Origin of the sequence: Lysinibacillus sp. NPDC056959 (assembly GCF_042674095.1) — a bacterium.
Lineage (GTDB): Bacteria > Bacillota > Bacilli > Bacillales_A > Planococcaceae > Lysinibacillus > Lysinibacillus zambalensis.
Map to the genome: position 1 here is coordinate 42136 of NZ_JBHURE010000012.1, position 21228 is coordinate 63363.

At 36.1% G+C, this 21228-nt stretch carries 22 protein-coding genes, 1 pseudogene and 1 riboswitch; of the genes and pseudogenes, 4 read left to right on the forward strand and 19 right to left on the reverse strand.

Annotation, left to right across the window (positions count from 1 at the left end):
• Position 1 precedes the first annotated feature (1 nt).
• Positions 2-700 carry an aspartate/glutamate racemase family protein gene (locus ACFTQ7_RS14620; RefSeq protein ID WP_386829618.1) on the reverse strand — a complete coding sequence of 233 codons (699 nt, stop codon included), beginning with the start codon at positions 698-700 and terminating at the stop codon, positions 2-4.
• Positions 701-861: 161 nt separating this feature from the next.
• Positions 862-1149, reverse strand: coding sequence for a hypothetical protein (locus ACFTQ7_RS14625; protein WP_386829620.1), 288 nt, complete (start codon positions 1147-1149; stop codon positions 862-864).
• Positions 1150-1378: 229 nt separating this feature from the next.
• Here ACFTQ7_RS14625 and ACFTQ7_RS14630 point away from each other — a divergent pair, with 229 nt between their 5' ends.
• On the forward strand, positions 1379-2773 hold the full coding sequence (locus ACFTQ7_RS14630) for an alanine/glycine:cation symporter family protein (protein ID WP_386829621.1): 1395 nt from the start codon (positions 1379-1381) through the stop codon (positions 2771-2773).
• Positions 2774-2970: 197 nt separating this feature from the next.
• Here ACFTQ7_RS14630 and ACFTQ7_RS14635 read toward each other — a convergent pair whose 3' ends face one another.
• The gene (locus ACFTQ7_RS14635; RefSeq protein WP_386829623.1) at positions 2971-4932 is read right to left on the reverse strand and encodes a methyl-accepting chemotaxis protein; all 1962 of its coding nucleotides are present in this window, start codon (positions 4930-4932) and stop codon (positions 2971-2973) included.
• A 246-nt stretch (positions 4933-5178) separates the two neighbouring features.
• A complete protein-coding gene (locus ACFTQ7_RS14640; protein ID WP_386829624.1) occupies positions 5179-5364 on the reverse strand; it encodes a hypothetical protein in 186 nt (61 codons plus the stop codon).
• Between ACFTQ7_RS14640 and ACFTQ7_RS24885 the strand changes: the two are divergent.
• A pseudogene (locus ACFTQ7_RS24885) lies at positions 5285-5472 on the forward strand (IS5/IS1182 family transposase); the annotation flags it as partial. The gene ACFTQ7_RS14640 and the pseudogene ACFTQ7_RS24885 sit on opposite strands and share 80 nt — an antisense overlap.
• A gap of 343 nt (positions 5473-5815) precedes the next feature.
• Here the strand turns inward: ACFTQ7_RS24885 and ACFTQ7_RS14645 are convergent.
• Together ACFTQ7_RS14645 and ACFTQ7_RS14650 are read right to left on the reverse strand one after the other, a co-directional pair.
• Positions 5816-7777 carry a methyl-accepting chemotaxis protein gene (locus ACFTQ7_RS14645; RefSeq protein ID WP_386829626.1) on the reverse strand — a complete coding sequence of 654 codons (1962 nt, stop codon included), beginning with the start codon at positions 7775-7777 and terminating at the stop codon, positions 5816-5818.
• A gap of 275 nt (positions 7778-8052) precedes the next feature.
• Complete coding sequence (locus tag ACFTQ7_RS14650; protein ID WP_386829628.1) at positions 8053-9732, reverse strand: methyl-accepting chemotaxis protein; 1680 nt, start codon at positions 9730-9732, stop codon at positions 8053-8055.
• 313 nt (positions 9733-10045) lie between these two features.
• Between ACFTQ7_RS14650 and ACFTQ7_RS14655 the strand changes: the two genes are divergently transcribed.
• Positions 10046-10600, forward strand: a complete 555-nt coding sequence (locus ACFTQ7_RS14655) for a delta-aminolevulinic acid dehydratase (protein WP_386829630.1) — start codon at positions 10046-10048, stop codon at positions 10598-10600.
• Positions 10601-10669: 69 nt separating this feature from the next.
• On the opposite strand, the gene ACFTQ7_RS14660 is transcribed toward ACFTQ7_RS14655, so the two are convergent.
• The 12 genes from ACFTQ7_RS14660 to ACFTQ7_RS14715 form a co-directional block, all read right to left on the reverse strand.
• Positions 10670-11467, reverse strand: coding sequence for an ABC transporter ATP-binding protein (locus ACFTQ7_RS14660; RefSeq protein WP_386829632.1), 798 nt, complete (start codon positions 11465-11467; stop codon positions 10670-10672).
• 12 nt (positions 11468-11479) lie between these two features.
• Positions 11480-12256 (reverse strand): ABC transporter ATP-binding protein, encoded by a 777-nt coding sequence (locus ACFTQ7_RS14665; RefSeq protein ID WP_386829633.1) that lies wholly within the window; start codon positions 12254-12256, stop codon positions 11480-11482.
• Positions 12257-12267: 11 nt separating this feature from the next.
• The gene (locus ACFTQ7_RS14670) at positions 12268-13077 is read right to left on the reverse strand and encodes an ABC transporter permease subunit (protein ID WP_386829635.1); all 810 of its coding nucleotides are present in this window, start codon (positions 13075-13077) and stop codon (positions 12268-12270) included.
• Position 13078: 1 nt separating this feature from the next.
• Positions 13079-14059: a nickel ABC transporter permease gene (gene nikB / locus ACFTQ7_RS14675; RefSeq protein WP_386829637.1), complete on the reverse strand. Its 981-nt coding sequence runs from the start codon at positions 14057-14059 to the stop codon at positions 13079-13081.
• Between the two features lie 48 nt (positions 14060-14107).
• Entirely contained in the window at positions 14108-15715 is a 1608-nt protein-coding gene (nikA, locus tag ACFTQ7_RS14680) for a nickel ABC transporter substrate-binding protein (protein ID WP_386829639.1), read from the reverse strand.
• 238 nt (positions 15716-15953) lie between these two features.
• A riboswitch (cobalamin riboswitch) is annotated at positions 15954-16147 on the reverse strand.
• A 137-nt stretch (positions 16148-16284) separates the two neighbouring features.
• Positions 16285-16821: a DUF1572 family protein gene (locus ACFTQ7_RS14685; protein ID WP_386829640.1), complete on the reverse strand. Its 537-nt coding sequence runs from the start codon at positions 16819-16821 to the stop codon at positions 16285-16287.
• Between the two features lie 171 nt (positions 16822-16992).
• Positions 16993-17895, reverse strand: a complete 903-nt coding sequence (locus ACFTQ7_RS14690; RefSeq protein ID WP_386829641.1) for a hypothetical protein — start codon at positions 17893-17895, stop codon at positions 16993-16995.
• On the reverse strand, positions 17888-18406 hold the full coding sequence (locus ACFTQ7_RS14695; RefSeq protein ID WP_386829643.1) for an RNA polymerase sigma factor: 519 nt from the start codon (positions 18404-18406) through the stop codon (positions 17888-17890). Before ACFTQ7_RS14695 ends, ACFTQ7_RS14690 begins: the two co-directional genes overlap by 8 nt.
• 106 nt (positions 18407-18512) lie before the next feature.
• On the reverse strand, positions 18513-19121 hold the full coding sequence (locus tag ACFTQ7_RS14700; protein WP_386829645.1) for an SCO family protein: 609 nt from the start codon (positions 19119-19121) through the stop codon (positions 18513-18515).
• 104 nt (positions 19122-19225) lie between these two features.
• Entirely contained in the window at positions 19226-19348 is a 123-nt protein-coding gene (locus ACFTQ7_RS14705; RefSeq protein ID WP_082337366.1) for a YvrJ family protein, read from the reverse strand.
• A gap of 86 nt (positions 19349-19434) precedes the next feature.
• Positions 19435-19659, reverse strand: a complete 225-nt coding sequence (locus ACFTQ7_RS14710; RefSeq protein ID WP_386829647.1) for a DUF2922 domain-containing protein — start codon at positions 19657-19659, stop codon at positions 19435-19437.
• 12 nt (positions 19660-19671) lie between these two features.
• Entirely contained in the window at positions 19672-19887 is a 216-nt protein-coding gene (locus tag ACFTQ7_RS14715) for a DUF1659 domain-containing protein (RefSeq protein ID WP_386829649.1), read from the reverse strand.
• 121 nt (positions 19888-20008) lie between these two features.
• Between ACFTQ7_RS14715 and ACFTQ7_RS14720 the strand changes: the two genes are divergently transcribed.
• Entirely contained in the window at positions 20009-20437 is a 429-nt protein-coding gene (locus ACFTQ7_RS14720) for a DUF2621 domain-containing protein (RefSeq protein WP_197144166.1), read from the forward strand.
• A 274-nt stretch (positions 20438-20711) separates the two neighbouring features.
• Here ACFTQ7_RS14720 and ACFTQ7_RS14725 read toward each other — a convergent pair whose 3' ends face one another.
• On the reverse strand, positions 20712-21209 hold the full coding sequence (locus ACFTQ7_RS14725) for a CcdC family protein (protein WP_349658731.1): 498 nt from the start codon (positions 21207-21209) through the stop codon (positions 20712-20714).
• Positions 21210-21228: the final 19 nt, after the last annotated feature.

Below are 21228 nucleotides of genomic sequence, written 5' to 3' on the forward strand. Positions count from 1 at the left end.
ATTACTCCCCCTTATGAATCGCCATATTTACTGCAGCCTTTGCATGAAGAATTGTTGTATCAAAAACATGTACTTTCAGATCTTCCTGTTTAATAAGTAATCCAATCTCTGTACAGCCTAATATAATTCCTTGTGCTCCCGACTGCACAAGGTTTTCAATCAGCTGTAAATAATATTCCTTCGATGTTTGTTCAATTTGGCCCAAACATAATTCTTCATAAATGATACGATTGACCTCAGTACGCTCGTCAGCAAGCGGAACAATCACTTCAATGCCAAATCCTTCTACTCTAGCTTTATAGAAATCTTGTTCCATCGTGTACTTTGTCCCAAGAAGGGCAACTTTTTGTAAACTAGCTTTTTCTATTTGATTTGCTGTCGCATCTGCTATATGTAAAATCGGTAATTGGATTTTTGCGGCAACGATATCTATAACTTTGTGCATTGTATTTGTACAAATGATAATAAAATCTGCCCCTGCACTCTCTAGAGATTGCGCGGCTTCTCCCAGCACTTGACCCGCCTTCTCCCAATCTCCCTCAGCTTGGTAATGCTCAATTTCTTGAAAATCTACACTATACAAAATACATTTGGCTGAATGTAAGCCTCCTAATTGTGTCTTTACCTCTTGATTCATAAGACGGTAATACTCAGCAGAAGACTCCCAGCTCATACCACCAATCATGCCAATAGTTTTCATACAAATTCCCCCTTTAATTTGACTGATTACACATAATATCATGTTAATTTCTTCTCCGACTTGGTTTCAACAATTGTCATACTCATCTTTTGTTGATTAGCCTATAATTTAATTATTATACTAAAAAGCCAGCCTAAATAAGAGAATTTTCTAAAACTTCACTAATTGAAACTACCTTCCCCCATTTCTTCCGCTTTTCTTTTTAAGAAGTGTAAATATCTAATTAATAAAATGGGGATAGAACTAACAACAAGATTAATACTAATAAAAAAGAAACTGGCATCCTTATAATCTATGAATATAGAATATACAAAGCCGATTAGACCACCCAAAATCAATAAAACAATAGATGAAAACCTGGGAAACAAAAAAGTAATCATTCCTGCAAAAATGATCACTAACATAATCATAACTAAAAAGTGCCAATACAAAAGTAAGTAAAACACCATACCGAACCTCCTTTTCATACAACTTGCATTTTTCTTTCATCTCATTCTATTTATCCGGTAAAATCCCTACAAAACAATCCATACTAACCAACATCTAGGGATATGTATTTCAAATATTGTAAAAATATTACGTCGCACACAAAATTAATATAATTCAGTATTTTCAAAAAGTGGATATATTGCAAAAAAACAGTGTAGACTAAAGCGTATTGAGATTGGAGGAAAACAAATGGAATGGTTAACGAATATTGTAGGTGATACTAATAATATTTTATGGACATATTGCATTATCACATTGTTAATATCTGCTGGATTGTATTTTTCATTTGGCACAAAATTTGTCCAAATTCGACTTTTCCCTGAAATGTTTCGTTTAATAGTGGAGAAAAGAGAGGGAGATTCAGGTGTTTCTCCGTTCCAAGCCTTTACGATTAGCGCAGCCTCACGTGTAGGTACTGGGAATATTACAGGTGTTGCATTAGCAATCGGTGTAGGTGGACCTGGAGCAGTATTTTGGATGTGGCTTATTGCCATCTTAGGAATGGCGACTGCCTTTATTGAAAGTACGCTTGCACAGGTGTACAAAGTAAAGGATGGAGATACGTTCCGTGGTGGACCAGCCTATTATATGGAAAAAGCGTTAGGTCAACGTAAATTAGGGGTTATTTTTGGTATTCTTTTAACGTTAAGCTTTGGCTTTATATTTAATGCGGTACAATCGAATACGATTGCAACTTCTGTAGGTGAGGCATTTAATATTAATCCTACTATCATTGGTATTATTCTAGTTGTGTTAACGGCCATGATTATTTTTGGTGGCGTACATAGAATCGTAAAAGTTACGCAAGTACTTGTACCCGTGATGGCAGTTTTCTATTTAGCTGTAGCTCTATTTGTTATTGTAACGAATCTGACTGAAATACCTGCCGTTTTCAAACTGATTTTCACAGAAGCGTTTGGTCTTCAGGAAGCTGCTGGTGGTGCGATTGGTGCTGCTATTATGCAAGGTGTACGCCGTGGCTTATTTTCTAATGAAGCCGGTATGGGTAGTGTCCCTAATGCCGCAGCTACAGCTAATACCTCACATCCTGCGAAGCAAGGATTAGTGCAAAGTTTAGGTGTATTTTTTGATACAATTATGATTTGTTCTGCAACAGCCTTTATTATTATTTTAGCGGGTCTATATAATACTGGTGAAAGCAATGGAATTATTCTTACACAAAATTCCTTAGCTGTACATGTAGGTGGATGGGCTCCTTACTTTATTGCAATTTCTATTATTTTCTTTGCCTTTAGTTCGATCGTTGGAAATTACTATTACGGTGAATCTAATATTGAGTTTATGAATGCACATAAAGGTTGGATGTTTGGCTACCGTATTTTAGTTCTTGCTATGGTTATGTTCGGTGCTCTTGCGCAAGTAGAGCTTGTTTGGAACTTAGCAGACCTATTCATGGGACTAATGGCTATCATCAATATTACGGTCATCTTGTTACTTGGTAAAATTGCCTTCCAAGTGTTAGACGACTTTACAATGCAACGCAATGCAGGCAAAAACCCTGTATTTTATGCAAAATCAATCCCAAAATTGAAAAATACTGATTGCTGGGAAGAAGATCGATAATTATTCAAAAGCGCCATTCCTCAAGTGGAATGGCGCTTTTATTATTGTTGGAACACAATATCAACAAGTAAATCTCTGTGGATGTTTTGAACCTGTCGCTTTGCCGAAGGGCCATGTTTTAAATATGACACCTTAAGTTTTCAACAACATGAAACGCCATTCCTCAAACGGAATGGCGTTTTTAGTTTTGTTAATAATTAATATTTAAATTGACTAATTAGCTGTTTTAGCTCGTCTGCCATATGCGCAAGAGCTTGTGCAGAAGCATTAATCTCTTCCATCGAAGCTAATTGTTCCTCTGTAGACGCTGCAACATCCTCTGAGGCAGCTGCATTTCCTTTTGCTGAGAATGCCAAATCTTCCGTAACAGCAGTCACCTCTTGTACACTTGCTGCCATTTGTTCAGAGGCAGAAGATACCTCTTCCATTTTAGGAGTAATCGCCTCCATACTCGACATAATCACTTGGAACTTCGTGATAGCTTCATCCGATACATGTAGACCATTTTGAACATCCTCTGTAACTTTTGCCATGATGTTTACGGATTGTTCGGTTTCTAACTGAATGCCATGGATTAGCTCGAAAATTTGTTGTGCAGATTTTTGTGATTGCTCCGCCAGCTTTCTAACTTCATCAGCAACAACTGCAAAACCTTTTCCGTGCTCCCCTGCTCTTGCTGCCTCAATCGCTGCATTGAGAGCAAGTAAGTTCGTTTGATCTGCAATGCTTGTAATTACATCTAAAATGGACGTAATTTGCTGAGAGCGTTCATGTAGTGATTGAATTTTCGTGTTGGAATCGGTCACCGATACATGAATAGATTGCATTTGATCTTTTGTATCTCGGACTGCCTTTCCACCTTCGTCTGCTTGTAACGTTGCATGCTGTGAAAGATCTGTCACAGTAGAAGAGATTTCCGCGATATGAAGAATAGCATTAGAAAGTTCTTGTAACGATTCTGCATTCTTAGTGGCACTCGTCGTTTGCGTGTCTGCGCTCGATGCAACATCTTGAATCGAAATGGCCACCTTTTCTGTCGCTATGCTTGTTTGAGTAGCATTGGCTGTTAGCTCTTCTGCCGACGATGCTACCTCTTCAGCATTTTGTTCAATTTTTTGAATAAGAGTTCTTAAACTGTCTTGCATATCATTAAAGGCTTGTCCTAGCTGTCCAATCTCGTCATGAGAAGTGATTGTCACTTTCTCTGTTAAATCACCTTTACTAATGGTTACTGCACTATCCTTGAGCGATTTAATCGGGTTTATGATTCCTTTCAAAACAAAATAGAAAACAATTGCACTTATGACAATCGCAATAATTAACACGAGTAATGTTTGATTTAAAATTGGTGATGCTGATTCATCAATTTCCTTCGCAAAAATTGTTCCGGTAATTTTCCAATTCGTCAATTCGTTCGTTGTAAAGAACAAAATACGATTTTCACCTTCAAATACATATTCATAGGTTCCCGATTTGCTGTCGTACATTTTGTCGCTGTAGCTTTCTTTTATTTCGCTACCCGGTTCTATAGTCGGGTCTGAAATGACCATTTTATCTTCACTAAAAATAGACGAATATCCATTTTTCCCGATACTGATAGAGTCCGAAACTTTTTGAATGTCTGTCAATTTTAAATCAATTGCCACTACCCCAGATTGATCTTTTACCCGCTGAGCAATTGTTACAATCATATCTCCTGTCGCTACATCTTTATAAGGTTTCGTTATTAAAGTTTCTCCCTTCAAAGCCATAGCTTCTTTATACCAATCTCTTTCCAAAGGATTGTAATCAGCGCTATTCGATTTTGGTTCTACAAATACTTCTCCGTCATTTGTTCCAACATAAATACTTAAAACATCTGGACTCAGCTTCATATATTCTTGAAAATTCGGTAGTATTTTAGTTTCCTTCTGTTTGTACTTAGAAGAATTTATTTCCTCGCTAAAGGTAGCGATTTCATTTATTTTCGTGCTAATAGTACTATCAATTAACGTATTCAAAATTTTTACACTTTGATCTGTACTAAAAAGTATTTCTTCTTTTATCGAATTTTTTGCTGAAAGATACGATAAGCTTCCTACAGAAATAACTGGGACTAATAGGATAAGAGCAAATAACGTGTAGAGCTTACCCTTAAAGCTTCTAAATAATTTTTTCATGCAACAGTTCTCCTTTAGTCTTCAAAATTCTTGAGATATGTATTTTTATTGTGTTTCTTTTACTGACACTTTACTTGATGATTTAGGCTAGGAAACTATGCCGATTCCTTCTCTGTTCACAATCTACCCTTCTTTTATCGAAGAAATATCACCCTAAGTTTTTATCGGATGAAATACTTAATTTCAAAGCCCTTTTTTTATATTTTTGATTTAACTAGATTACAACACCATAACGTGTGGGTGATGTCACCTTGGCATAATTGTTGCTTTCGCACAGAGAAAATCTTGTTGCTGTCGCTTCGCTTTCGCACAGAGAAAATCTTGTTGCTGTCGCTTCGCTTTCGCACAGATAAAACCAGGTGCTATCTTTCGACAACGAAAAATCAATGTAGAACCTATTTTCGGATTCTTAAAGACTAATTTTCGTTTCATTCGATTTTCTGTCCGTAGTAAATAAAAGGTTGAAAACAATATAGGCTTTTTGCATTGATGCCATTAAATCACCGGAAATACACTACCATTATTAAATTTAGAAAATAGAATGACTTAGTCAAACAAGAAAATGTCCCAGTGTCATTTATTAGTATTGAAAAACAAAATACTCAAGGCCATCTTTGCGAATATTTTCTATAGCTACAAAACAGAATCGCTAAAGCTACTATAGTTCGTTTTTTATATGAATAAAGATTTATTGAAACAAAATCCTGTTTTATCTAAAAAACAACCACTTTCTATTAACAAATGACTCAAGAAAGCGCCCATTCGTTTTGCCGAAGAGCCTTACTTTATTTAAAATGAAACCTTAATTTTATTGACACAATAGTTTTTCAATAATATAAAATACCACCCCTCAAAGGAGGAATGGCATTTTTTCGTACGTCTATTAATATTTAAATTGACTAATTAGCTGTTTTAGCTCATCTGCCATATGCGCAAGAGCTTGTGCAGAAGCATTAATTTCTTCCATCGAAGCTAATTGTTCCTCAGTAGACGCTGCAACATCCTCTGAAGCAGCTGCATTTCCTTTTGCTGAGAATGCCAAATCTTCCGTAACAGCAGTCACCTCTTGTACACTTGCTGACATTTGCTCAGAGGCAGAAGATACCTCTTCCATTTTAGGAGTAATCGCCTCCATACTCGACATAATCACTTGGAACTTCGTGATCGCTTCATCCGATACATGTAGACCATTTTGAACATCCTCTGTAACTTTTGCCATGATGTTTACAGATTGTTCGGTTTCTAACTGAATGCCATGGATTAACTCGAAAATTTGTTGTGCAGATTTCTGGGATTGCTCCGCCAGCTTTCTAACTTCATCAGCAACAACTGCAAAGCCTTTTCCGTGCTCTCCTGCTCTTGCTGCCTCAATCGCTGCATTGAGAGCAAGTAAGTTTGTTTGGTCTGCAATGCTTGTAATTACATCTAATATAGACGTAATTTGCTGAGAACGTTCATGTAGTGATTGAATTTTCGTGTTTGAATCGGTCACTGATACATGAATAGATTGCATTTGATCTTTCGTATCTCGGACTGCTTTTCCACCTTCGTCCGCTTGTAGCGTTGCATGCTGTGAAAGATCTGTCACAGTAGAAGAAATCTCAGCTATATGAAGAATTGCCTTGGAAAGTTCCTGTAACGATTCTGCATTCTTATTGGCACTCGTCGTTTGCGTATCTGCGCTCGACGCAACATCTTGAATCGAAATCGCTACCTTTTCTGTAGCAATGCTCGTTTGAGTGGCGTTGGCTGTTAGCTCTTCTGCTGACGAGGCAACCTCTTCGGCATTTTGTTCAATTTTTTGAATAAGAGTTCTTAAACTGTCTTGCATATCGTTAAAGGCTTGTCCTAACTGTCCAATCTCGTCATGAGAAGTGATTGTCACTTTCTCTGTTAAATCACCTTTACTAATGGTTACTGCACTATCCTTTAGTAATCTAATCGGTTTTATAATTGCCTTCATGACAAAAAAGAATACAATCGAGCTGATTACGATCGCAGCAATTAGTACGAGAAACGTTTTTTTCAAAATGGGTGATGCTGATTCGTCAATTTCCTTTGCAAAAATTGTCCCTGTGATTTTCCAGTTTGTCAGTTCATTCGTTGTAAAGAACAAAATACGGTCATCACCGTCAAAGACATAATCATACGTGCCAGATTTGCTGTCGTACATTTGATTAAGGAAGCTCTCGTTTAATTCCTTACCGGCTTCTAATGTAGGATGTGAAATGACCAAATTTTTGTCACCAAAAATAGAAGGGTAGCCATTTTTTCCGATACTTATAGAATCTGCGACTTTTTGAATCTCTGTCAATTTCAAATCGATTGCAACTACCCCAGATTGATCTTTCACCTGGCGAGCAACTGTTACGACCATATCTCCAGTCCCTGCATCTATGTAAGGATCCGTGATTAAAGTCTCACCTTTTAATTCCTTAGCTTTTTTATACCAATCCCTTTCTAAAGGATTATAATCCGCGCTATTTATTTTTGGTTCTTGGATAAATGTTCCGTCATTTGTTCCAACATAAATGCTTAAAACATCTGGACTCAGTTTCATATATTCTTGAAAATTCGGTATTATTTTAGTTTCCTTCTGTTCGTACTTAGAAGAATTTATTTCCTCGCTAAAGGTAGCGATTTCATTTATTTTCGTGCTAATAGCACTATCAATTAATGTATTCAAAATTTTTACACTTTCATCTGCACTAAAAAGTATTTCTTCCTTTATCGAATTTTTTGCTGAAAGATACGATAAGCTTCCTACAGAAATAACTGGGATTAGTAAGATAAGAGCAAATAATGTGTAAAGCTTACCCTTAAAGCTTCCAAATAATCGTTTCATGCAACAGCTCTCCTTTTAACTTTACGAGTTCTTAAAAAGTCTATTGTCAATTTTGAGGTTTCTCTTAATATTCAAAGAGCCCCCAGCACACAGCCTCCCCTTCTCATATCGAATAAATTTTCTTCTTCTATTTTTATCGGACGAAATACACTTAAATTCAAACATTTTTTCATTTTTTTGATTTTCTCGACATAATTCGAGCTCTCCACGCCATTATCCACTAAACAAAGAACCCTATGAATCATTCTTTCTGTATGATTCATAGGGGTTATTTGTTAGTATTTAAATGCCTGAATGGATTCTTGTAAGTCAATCGCCATTTTTGACAAATGTGTAGAGGCAGCCGCTACTTCTTCCATCGCCGCATTTTGTTCCTCAGAGGATGCTGCAACACTTTGAACATTGCTACTCGAATTCATGGATACTTCGCTAATGTAGTCAATTTCTTTTACAAGTTTTTCAATATCTTGATGGATTGTTCGAATAGCCGCTGTAACTGATTCAGTTTGAGCTTGCACATCATTAATGGCATCGTCAATTTGAATGAAATTATCTCTTGCCACATTTACTTTTTCACGACCAACCATTACTGAATCATTATTACTGATCATGTCTTCCTCGATAATTCTTGTATCTTCAGTAATTTGTAAAACAACCTTTTCAATATCTACCGCCGCTAGATTCGATTCGTCTGCTAGCTTCCGTACCTCTTCTGCCACTACAGCAAAGCCCTTACCATGCTCACCACTGCGCGCCGCTTCTATAGAGGCGTTGATCGCCAATAGATTTGTTTGGGTAGCAATATTTTTAATAACATTGACTGCTGAGACGATCGCTGCTGTATTTTCATCTAAGTCTTTAACACGTGTACTTAGTTCTTCTGTATTATTCGCAATGTCATTCATCTGTTCAATGACATTACGAACTGAAGAACGCCCTATGCTAGCCATATTTTTAGTTTCTACAGTTGCATAGTTAACATGATCAATATTCGTTGATATATCATCCATCTTTTTCAAAATGTGCGAGGATAAGTTTCGTACATCACCTGTTAATGTATCCTGTTCTTCAATACCATGTGCAATATCTTGAATCGATTCTGAGACAACTTCTGTTGCCTGTGTCACTTCCATACTACTCGCTGTGAGCTGCTCGGATGTTGCTGCTACCTGTTCAGCCGAATTACCAACTTGCTTCATCGTATGTTGAAGCTTTTCTGACATCGAATTAAATGAAGCTGCCAGTTGGGCAAACTCATCTTTTGTTTTAAATTGCAGGTGCGTTTGTAGATTGCCAGTTGAGAATTTGTCCATTTCTACTACTGTTTGCTGAATATTTTTTGCTACTCTTCGCCCAAAAACCGTCGCAATAATAATGCTTATAAGTAAGGAGACTATTGCTAGTACAGCAATCTCTTTGCCACTTCTGTCGCCCTTTTGCTTAGTAGCCTCTATACGCGCCTGCATTTCGTCCTGCTGAGCGGTTGCCATCGTTTTTCCAAACTCAACAAGCTTTAGAGAGCCTTTCCCTAAAACCGGTAATGCTAACTGCTGGGCTTGCAGTTTTTCACCACTTTGAAAAAGCGGTACAATTTGTTCATCTATAGGCTTTTCCCATGCTTCTAATTGCTTTAAAAACTGTTCAAAGTCCGTATTTTTATGTTCGAGTTCTTCAATACGCTGAATAGATTTATGTAATGTTTCTCGTATTTCCTGATGATTGTTGAGCATATCTTCTTTACCATATAACATATACCCGCGAATGGCAGCATTTGCACGAACTGTTTGAAAGGAAATATCATTATACAAATTCATTAGTTCGGTATTTTTTTCGATTTCCACAAGTGTGTGTTTATTATCATTTAAAAAGTATATGGCAATACTAGTAATTAGTAATAGAAATACTAAAACTATACCAAATGCAAATTGCAGTTTTCGTTCTACCGTTGATTTCATAGGACTCCCTCTATTCTACTATTAACATTTATCCTCTTGAGTATAGCCTAATCATATCTTTTATCCCATACGAAGTGCGTCTTTTATCATAAATCAACACTAAATTTTTACAAAATCAAAACACATCTCCAAATGTCTTGACTTCTGTAAATTTAATATGGTTGTTTAAAAGTGTAGTGCAATCATAGCGGTAGCAATTACACGATGTTGGTTACGAACTGGCTTTCACATTGTGGGTTCACGTTGTTTGTTGGAATCATTACCAAAAATAGGGTAAACCGTTAACAACTAAAATAAAGGAGAATAGTAGAAAATGAGTAAACCAGATTTATACGTTAGTTTAGTTGTAGGCTCTGAATGTGATATCGAATCGCTTGCAATACGCTCTGTACTTGAGTCATTTGGTGCACGAGTGACTCTTCATTTAATTGGAAGACCCAATGATTTAATTGATGTTTTGTCAGGGGAAGATTTAGACGATCGAATAGATTATTTAATTTTAAACTTCCATGGGGATGAAGGACGTATTTGCATGCCAAAGCTAGGTGAGGATATTTATGAGGTAAATGAACCAAGGGGTGAATTTTTCGGTCCACAAGAGATCTTAAATTACTGTACATTAAAAGATGTGAAAGTTATTGCCTCTGGCTGTACTTTAGGTGAAAAGCAGCTAGCTACTGCATTTTTAAAAGGAGGTTGCTACTCCTATTTGGCCCCGGATGATTACATAGATGGTAGTGCCAATTTAATGTTTCTCATAAGATTTATGTATGAAATCATTGCTAATGGGTGCACACAACAAGAAGCCTTTGAAATCGCAAAATCTATTGACGATGAGACTTCGATGTATCAGCTTTATTTTGCATAGTAAAAACAGCAAAAAATCGTAGCTATAAAATTGGCTACGACTTTTTATTTATTTAAATCTTCCCTTAAGCTAACAAGTTTTTTGTCTGTCCCGGGGATGCAAAGGCAGAATAGCGTTGAATAGTTCGAGTGAAGCGGGGTGATTAAATGGATCGTCCTTGTTTATTTCCTCAACAAGTCGTCCTTTATGCATCACTAGTATTCTATCTGATATAAAGCGTGTTACATTTAAATCATGAGAAATAAAAATATAAGATAACTTCAGTTGTTTTTGTAGTGATTGAAGTAGTTGCAATATATTTTTCTGCAATATCATATCGAGGCTACTGATAGCCTCATCTAACACAATTAGTTTTGGGTTTGTTGCAATTGCTCTAGCAATATTTACGCGTTGCTGTTGACCTCCACTAAGCTGTGAAGGATATTTATTTGCAATATTGCTTTCTAACTCAACACAGTTAAGTAGCTCCTCTACCTTACGTTGCCTTTCGCTTTTGGAAAAATTCTCAAAATTAAGCAATGGTTCTTCTATTATTTCAGCAATAGTTTGCTTTGGATTAAAGGAGTTAAAGCTATTTTGAAAAACAGCTTGTAAATCTCTTCGAACCCCCTTTTTTTCTTTAGAGCTAGCTTGATATAAATTCACATTATTAAATCGTACAATCCCACTTGTCGGATTCTTTATGCCCAAAATTATCCGAGCTAATGTACTTTTTCCTGATCCACTTTGACCGACTACTCCTAAACATTCGCCTTCTTGAAGTGAAAATGTGACCTGTTGTAATACTGGTATTTCTAATTTTTTTTGTATAAATGACTGCCTCTGATGATAGTACTTCTCAACATTCGTCACCTCTAATAGAGCCATTTACTACCTCCTTTAATAAGTGATTCTTGATTGTAAAAGTTTCTTTGTATACCAATGCTGTGGCGCATCAAAAAAATCAAAGACATTCGCCTGCTCGATGAGTTCTCCCTTATACATAACAGCAACTTCATCAGCAAGTTCAGCAATTACACCCAGATTATGCGTGACGATAATAATCGCTGCATCGGTTTCATTTCGGATTTGATTGAACATTGTTAATATTTTCTTTTGATTGACTGTATCAAGGGCTGTTGTAGGCTCATCGGCAATATATAATTTAGGTTGCATCGAAAACGAAAGAGCAATCATTACACGTTGTAACATCCCTCCACTTAATTGGAAAGGATAATATTGCAAAAGTTTTTCCGGATTAGGTAAATTTACTTTATTCATAGCGGAAATAGCTATCTGCCTTATTTCTTTTTTATTGAAGGCGTAATGCGCTTTTAATGATTCTCTAAAATGCATTTCTATTGTCTGAATACTATCAAAAGCTACCAAAGGATTTTGTGTAATCATCGATATTTGCCTTCCTCGATAATCTCTCAATCTTTCTTTTGTTACAGATGTTAAATCAGTATTTTGAAATAAAATTTGACCCGTCGATTTTGCTACAGCAGGAATAGATTGCATAATTGCTTGACATAACATCGACTTTCCACTACCACTTTCACCGATAATACCTAATATACGTCCTTTATTTGCAGTTAAATTAATAGAAGATAAGATTTCCTGCTCTCCTATTTGCACATTTAAATTATTGACTTGTAATAAGATTTCTCTTTCCATAGCTATCCCTTTCAATGTTCAACTTGCTTGTTATGACGAGATATGAAGTTAAATAATAGGACTACAATGATTATTGCTACACCTGGATAAAGCATAAGTTCAGGATGTTGTCGAACATACTGTTTGCCTTCACTTATCATCATTCCCCACTCAGGAGTAGGAGCTTGAACACCTAATCCAATAAATGAAAAGCCAGCAATTTCTAGAATGACTTTTCCTAAATCTAATGAAATAATAGTCAGCATCGGCGCCATAATATTTGGCACGAAATGGCGTAGGATTAGCTTAACTCCTGAAGTTCCACTAATTTTAGCAGCTTTTATAAATTCTTTTGCATGAACACTTATAAATAGGCCTCTTAAAATTCTTGAATAATAAATAGTTTGAGTAAAAATAAGTGCCAATAATAGATTTCTTAAACTTGGACCCAAAATACCTAGAAGTCCAAAAGCAAGAACAAGCGTAGGGAAAGCTAATAAAATATCACAGATACGAATAAATAAATAATCAATTATCCCCCTCTTAAAAGCCACTATTGCCCCTATCCATATAGCGAAAAAGGTTGCTACTAACTGTATAAATAAAGCTGATCCCAAAGAATAGCGAATACCTAACAGTATACGTGAAAGTATACATCGCCCTAAATGATCTGTGCCGAAAGGAAATGCCCATGATGGTTCTAAAAACTTTTTAGTTACATCTACCAAAAAAGGATCATTCGGCATGATAAACGGCGCAAAAAGCCCTAATACCCCAATAAATGTGAGAAGAGTTATACTAGTCAATTGTTTACCATTTAAACTTTTGTGTAATTTAATCAATCTACTCTCTCCCCCTTACTATCATTAGCTGAGGGTCAAGAACTCGATGTAATGTATCAGTACATAAATTAGCAAAAACATAGATGATAGCGATTATTAGAACATAACATTGCACAACTGGATAATCCCTATTCATAATTGATTCTATTAAGTAGCGACCTAAACCTGGCCAGCTAAATACTTGCTCAACAATAACTGCCCCACCTAATAAATTCCCAAGTGTCATGCCAAGCATTGTCGTCAACGGAATAGCTGCATTTTTAAAGACATGTCGACTGAGAATAACAGATTTTTTCAACCCTCTTAAATATGCATACTGAACATAATATTTTTGTAATTCTTCTATGACACTTGTACGAATTGCTTGAACAAACAATCCAGTAGTTGGTAATGCCAAAGCCACGGCTGGTAAAAATATATGTAAAATAGTCCCTTTACCATTTGTCGGGAAAATGCCCAGCTTCAAACTGAATAAGTATAAAAGAAAAAAGCCTAACCAAAAAGTTGGGATGGATACACTGATAATAGATAATATGCATACAATCCTATCAAATATGGAATTTTTATAAAGAGCACTTATTATACCTAGAGGAATACTAAAGCAAATAATACATACAAATGCAGCTAGGGCTAATTCAAAAGTTGCCGGTAGTTTTTCAAATATTTCTTGAGAAACGGGTAATTTACTCACAAATGATGTACCAAAATCGAAGTGCAGCACACCTTTTAGCCATATAAAATATTGAATAAACAAAGGCTGATCAGTGCCTAATTCCGATCGTAGCGTCTGTATTGCTTCTGCTGTCGGGGCGACTCCTGACAGTCTAAGTATGACCTCCGCTGGCTCTACTGGCACAAAACGAATAAATAAAAAGGTCATTATTGAAACCCCTAGTAAAACAAATGGTAATGTAATCACTCGTTTTAGACAAAAAAGCCAAGTTGATTCGTACATTTCTTTCATCACTTCCCAAGTCTTCATAGTGCAAAAAGAGAGGAGTCATAGTAGACCCACTCTCTTCTCTTTCTCTTACTTTAAATCCATTTGAGCATATGGAATATCGTATTCAGATGCACGAGGATTAATATCTTTCATATGTTTATGGTAAATAACGTTATTCGTTTCATATGAAATTGGATAAAATAATGCTTGGTCATGGAACATTGTTAAAATATCTTTATACAATTGCACACGTTCCACTTCATTTGTACCAATTAATAGTTGATGTATTTTACCATCAATTTGTGCTGCGTTATCTAAGCCTAATTTCGCTTCATAAACGCCATTTGCATTCGGTGTTGCTGATTCATTTGCGAAGCTGTGTGGGTCTGTTGGTGGACCATTTGTGCGCCAGAAATTAATATCTACTTGATTATCCATTAATTTTTGGAGCCCTACCATTACATCAGCGCCTTCAAGGTTTAATTGGACGCCTAATTTTGCTAATTCCCCTTGCATTAATTCTGCCATTGGTTTTTGGATAGCATCTGTTGCAATATAAATTAAATCTAATTGAAGAGGTTGCCCATTTTTAGAACGGATTTTATCACCATTTTTTAATGTCCAACCTGCTTCATCTAATAACTGCTCGGCTTTTTCTGGATTAAAGTGTATTGGTTTTAAATCAATATTGGCATATGGAATTGCATCCCAAAACAGTGTATTGGCAACTTTTTCTGTACCATGTGTTATACTTTCAACCATTTGTTCTTTATTAACAGCGAATTGAATAGCCTGACGTACTTTTAATTCTGCTAAAGGACCAGATTGAGTATTAAAAAGTAATGCACGTGTAGATAAAGGTTCAGATACAGCCGTTTTATATTGATCGCTGTCTTTTAAGAAAGTGTAGTTATCTAAGCTAATAATGCCTCGACCATAAATTAAGTCTAATTCCTCGTTTTCGAAAGCTAGTGAAATAGATTCTGAATCAGGTATAATTTTCACTTTTACTTTGTCAACTAGTGGCTTTTCACCCCAATAATGCTCATTTCGGCTAAAAAGTGCATATTGATCTTTTTTGTATTCGGTTAATACCCATGGACCTGTTCCAACCGAAGCTTTAATACCTTTATTAGTTGTATCTCCCTCTGGGAATCCGTTATCCCCTAAAAAGCGAAAAGGTCGCACAAAAGCAAGTTCATTTAATACAGGGTAATAGGGCGCATCTAATTGTAGACGAATTGTATAGTTATCTTCTTTCACAACATCTACAATATGATTCACCATCCCCATCCAAGAGTGTGTATCACGATCTGCTAAAACTGCATTAAAATTACGAATAACATTATCTGCATTAAAGGCTGTCCCATCAGAGTATTTTACATCTTGTCTAAGATGAAATATGTATGCTGTTTTATCCTCAGAAAATTCCCAACTCTCCGCTAATTTCGGCGATATTGTCCCGTCATCGTTATATTCTACCAATGATTCATACACCATTGCTTGCGCAGTCATTTGGTTTGGTAAATAGGTATGCGGATTTAAAGGCCCTATATCTAGCGGCCAGCCAACTGTTATCATTTTTCCTTCGCTAGAAGTTTTACTTCCATTACTTTCATTCGAGCTTGAACAGCCTGTTAAAATGGTTAACATCAGTATTAGAATGAAAGGTAATAATTTTTTAAAAAATATCATTATGATTGCTCCTGTCTATTCTTGGGTGTTAGAAATATATATGTCTCTCCACTATACTTCAAACTTGAAACTCAAAGTTATCGTCATTACTATGCTCTCGCTTTATTTGCACCTTACTTTGATATAAATTTCTAAGATTAGAAAATTGCATAAAAAAAATCCTTATTCCACTTGAATAAGGATAGAAAAACTCATTATTAAAAGCCTTCCATCCATCTCCCTATCTTTCGTAGATCTACAATGAATCTTACTACAAGCAGGCATTCTGGCTTATGAATCTTCATTTTGCTTCACCTTCCCAAGTACTTACTCAGTGGTATTTGAAACAAAACTCCTCATTTACAGTTGCGGGACAGCATGGGATTTACACCCATTTTCCTTTAAATTATGTGAAAAAGTTTTTTCACTCAAACTTGTAATGATACATATTAAATTAGTATTAAACATAACACGCTGCAAAGACACACGTCAATTTTATTTTCTGAATATAATAAAGTTTTAAGATTTTTAAACATAGTTATTTATATTTATTCCGCCAAAAAAGCCATCATAGTGAGATGGCTACATTTCTATCGTTGATGTTTTTTTAACAATGATTCTGTAAAAGCTCTAGATTGTCCCTTGGGAATACTAACTGTTTGCCACTCAGAGCCCTTTATTTGCTTAGCGATGTAAACGATTTGACCGACATGTTGTGAATAATGAGACATTTGTCTTTCAATCGCATCTATCACGGAATGCCGTTCTCCTCTTATCGTTACACCCCCTTGTAAATCAGCTTCCGTTAAACCATGTAACGCATCTAAAAATACTTGCCAGCCCTTTTCCCATACTGTCATAACCTCTTCTTTTGTCTGAAGGCTATCCGTAAATTCATCATCACGATTTCTCGTTGCTTTCTCACCATCTGTCGTTAAGAAGTCCGTCCATCTCGATATCATATTTCCACTAATATGTTTTACAATCACTGCGATACTGTTTGAATCTTCATTATACGCCCAGTGCAATTGGGTCTCTTCTAGTTGGTTGAGTGTTTTATCGCCTAGCTCTTTGACACTTCTAAATCTTGTTTTGACAACATTTAAATACATTCGCGCTACCGTCATTGTTGAACCCCCCCCGTCCCTTTTCAACTATTTTAATATAAACAGAATACAATGTGCTATTTTGGTAACTAGTTGTTGCCTAAAATAAACCGATACTCACTAGGGGTTCTTCATCACTACTGATTGCTAGCCTTCACCAATCGAGCTTTCCCAGGCAGTTTTTCTTCCACCTTACTTCTTTGCATTCGCTGAATGTATGTGCGGGATAAATTCCCTTGCAAGAGCAACCATTTTTTCTTGTGCTTCCTGTTGATCACCATTTAATTGATAGCCTATTTGATATACATAGCCATTATAATACGTAAAAAACTCATTGGCTCTTGTACTCATTTGATAAATGCGCTTGCCTGCCGCATCAAAATTATAGTATACATACGCGAAACCTTGATCTGGTGTCATCGCTCGAAAATATAAAGGATTCATGAAATTCAAACCTATATTCGTGATTTCCCCTGAAAAATCCTGACTATCCGTAACTTTATAGTATACTAAAGGATTATGATCCACATTTATTACCGTAAAATTAATATATTGACGATCCACTCCAGTGAGAGACTTTTGTTTAAAACTAAATTGAAATTGCTTTTGCAGACTACCATCTTGCATATCTGATGTTACCGCATAGACCTCTTGTATATTTGATTTAAATGGAAGAGTTTCTGGGTCTATTAGATGGACAGCATCCCCCATAGTAGCCGCTACTGTTTGCATAGCCTCGAAGCCCTGAAGCGGCGCATAAAATTTGATATTTTCACGGTGATGTAATTGATCTGCTATTGGAAAATACTGACTGAACGTTGTCTCTGTTCCTTCAACTTCTGTTTGAAATAAATCGGTGAATGATTGTTTTTCTTCTTCATGAAGTATTTCTGTCGTTAAATGGTCAATCGGTTTCGAAGCTTGCCATGCAATAAATAGTAAGATAGAGCATGTCATCATGATGGCCAGTGCACGATACGGCCAAAGTTGCTTTGATGGATACGGATCTTCCTGAATTTGTTGTTGAACCTTTTGAATGATTGCTTCTTTATGTGCTGAGACATCCTTCAACACATGCATTGTATGCTTATCCATGGAAAAGTACCTCCCATTCAATATCATGAAGATCAATTTTTAATAATTCCTTCCCTTTTTTCAAACGTGATTTAACTGTACCTTCAGGGATTTCGAGTAGCTTAGCAATTTCTTTTATCGTCATATCCTCTAAATAAAAATACACAATAGGTTCTCGTAGCTTTAACGGTAATTTCAAAATTGCTTCATCTAAAATCGTTTGTTCATCCTGTTGAATAAGCGTATCTTGTAGAACGGATTTTTGCTTAGAGAAAAGCTTATGTTGCACTGAAATTTTCCGAAATGCCCAGCTCTTTAAATAATCCTTACATTTATTAATGGTCATGCGTGCTAAGTACGCCCTCATCTCTCCTCTTTCTTCATAATACTTTTGATGATGATAAAATTTAATAAACACATCTTGAACGATATCCTCAGCTATTTGTAGATCTTTCGTATAGTAGTATGCGATACGAAATAAATGCTCTGTATGTAGTTCCATTAGTTGCTCTAAATATTCTGTATCAGACAAAAGCTTTCCCTCCTTCTACACTATAAACGAGGCTACAGGTATAAAAGATTAAATATAAACCAAAAAAACCGTCTCTTCATTAATTGAGACGGTTTCCTTCGAGCTATTATAAATTTTCATCAATATATGTTTCTATATCTGATGCAATCGTGTCAATAGGGACATCCTCTGGATTCTCTGCAAACCCCGAATACATTTTTACGATTACGCCATCTTTATCAACTAAGAAAAATTGATTCCCATGGACGACTTGGTCGCTGTTAGGATCATTTTTGACGATTATTTTTGTTGATTTTACAGCGAACTGCTCGATATACTTTTGTGAATAACCAGTAAGTAGATTCCATTTTGATTGATCTGGAACATTATATTTTTTCAAATAATCAGCTAATACTTCTGGTTTATCAACGTCAGGATCAACTGAAAACGCAACAATATTATAATCTTCCACACCTTTTTTCTTCAGCTTTTCTTGAACTTGCGTCATATTAAATGACATTGGTGGACAAATTGAAGTACAATTCGTGAAAATATACATACCAATCCACGGTTTTCCTTTTAAACTCTCTAAAGAAACTTTTTCTCCGCGTTGATTGACATGTTCAAAATCTGGTAATTCCAAACTATAATCTGCTTTAAACTTTGAATTTCCACACGCACTCAGCAAAGTTGCAAATGCAAAAAGTAAAACAAGCACAATTATTTTATTTCTCATCTTTAACACGCTCCCCACTTACACTATCCTCATCCTATCGTACGATGTAAATATTGACAAGGACACTCAAGTGACAGCTTTCGTACATCTTTGTGAAATCGATTTCACTTTAACGAAACAAGCGCATCATGAATGGCATCTAATTTCACTTCTACTCGGTGCAGTAAATAAAACGACACTAAAATAGGAAAACCGATATCCGATATCATGTTTAACCACTGTTCCATGTTGCTCCCTCCTTCACTGCTGATAATTAAAACTAATATTGCTGAAAATGGTCCTTGCAGTACATGCTGCAAAGACCATTTCTTAGTTATTCGATTTCTAAATCAAATTCTGTTACTTGACGATCAACGATGCGAGCCCCAGTCATTGTAACCAGAGTGCCAGCTTGTCCTTCAAAAACATTTTTAGCGATGATCGATTGCATTACCTTTTGAATTTCTTCCGCTGTTATCTTTGGCTTCGGTGCATCAATCGCAAATTTTGCTGTTTTCCCTGCTGCTGTTTCAAATTGCAGTTCTAAAACTTGTGTCATAGCTTTCCCTCCTTAGGAAAAATCTGTTGTTTCTTGTTTTACAATGCTATCTAGTGAATGTGAAGATAGACTTGCAATGGCTTTTGCAACAGCTACTAAATCTTCTGCCGAATGCGAGCTGTTCAAATTTCTGTACGTTTTTGTTGTGAACATAGGCTCGTTTTGGGCATCGTGTCCAGCGACATACTTTAAGCGCAGTGTAGCACCTACGAAATTGACTTTTGCCATGGAGTTCACCTCCTTTCTTACACAATATATACTGACTTATTGCTAAAAAAGGGACATTTAGGATGAATTTTTTTATGTAAGCTTTTATAATAGAGTGAGAGAAGGCAAAGAGGTGAACGATTTGTTAAGTGGTTGGTTTTTATGGTTTATCCTATTTTGGGTAGTTGTACTTATTTCATTTATGGCGATAGGCGGATTTTTCATGTTCCGCAAATTTTTAAAGGCATTACCGAAGCAGGACGGTAAATCTGATTTAGATTGGCAGGAGTATTATTTAGATAAAACCATTCATTTATGGGGACAACCTGAGAAAGAGCTTTTATATGAACTTGTAAGCCCTGTACCTGAGCTTTTTAGACAAGTAGCAAAGGAAAAAATTGCAGGGAAAATTGGAGAACTTGCAATAGAAGAAAAGGCATCTGCTATTAACCATGATTTAATTATACGTGGCTATATTCAAGCAACGCCTAAGCGCGACCATAAATTTTTACGTAAGAAATTAGATGAAATGCAGATTGACATTTCTCCATATGAACATCTATTTGATTGAAGGTACGCTGCACAGAATCGTTGTGCAGCGTTTTCAATTCCCTTGCTAAGTTTAATTCACATCTTTTCCAACCCCCCCTTTCTGAATCTATCCGTCACCTTGGCTCTTTTATCCGTCGCTTGAACGACTCTTTCCGTCACTTCGGCATTTCTTTCCGTCGCTCTGCTTTCTTCCTTCACTTTGGCTCTTCTTTCCGTCGCTAGTACTACTCTATCCATCAGCCAAAATGCATAAAAAAACTACACTAGATAAAATCTCTAGTGTAGTTCTAACATTAATAATTCTTCAGCGGAATTGTTTTCTTGATTTTTATAAACTGAATAAGCATTGCGATTCGCCAAGGCAGTAACATCGCGAACGCTAGAATCCAAAACATTCCTGCTAATTCACCAACGTCAATGGAGTTACTTAATATTACTTTTGCAACTATACGGAACACTAACAGTCCGATTAGTATAAAAACGAATGCCTTTGAACGTTTTAAATAAATATCTTGGCCTTTTACTTCAAATTTAGAAGTGGCAATTAAGATTGTCGAGAATACCATGCCGACTGCTGCCGCTTCAAGAATTTGCATGGGTGGCACTCGAAATTGTTCGAATAAAAACATTAACGCACCTGTAGACATCGCTATAGGTGGAATGATAATTTTCTTCTCATTTGTCGGTTTCTTAGACGCTCGCATACGTATAACCATGACAAAGGTACCCATAAAAATGGCCATTATGGTCGAACCTATTACATAATAGTGAGAAGGGATATTGCTAAACATAAAAAATCCTCCTCTAATG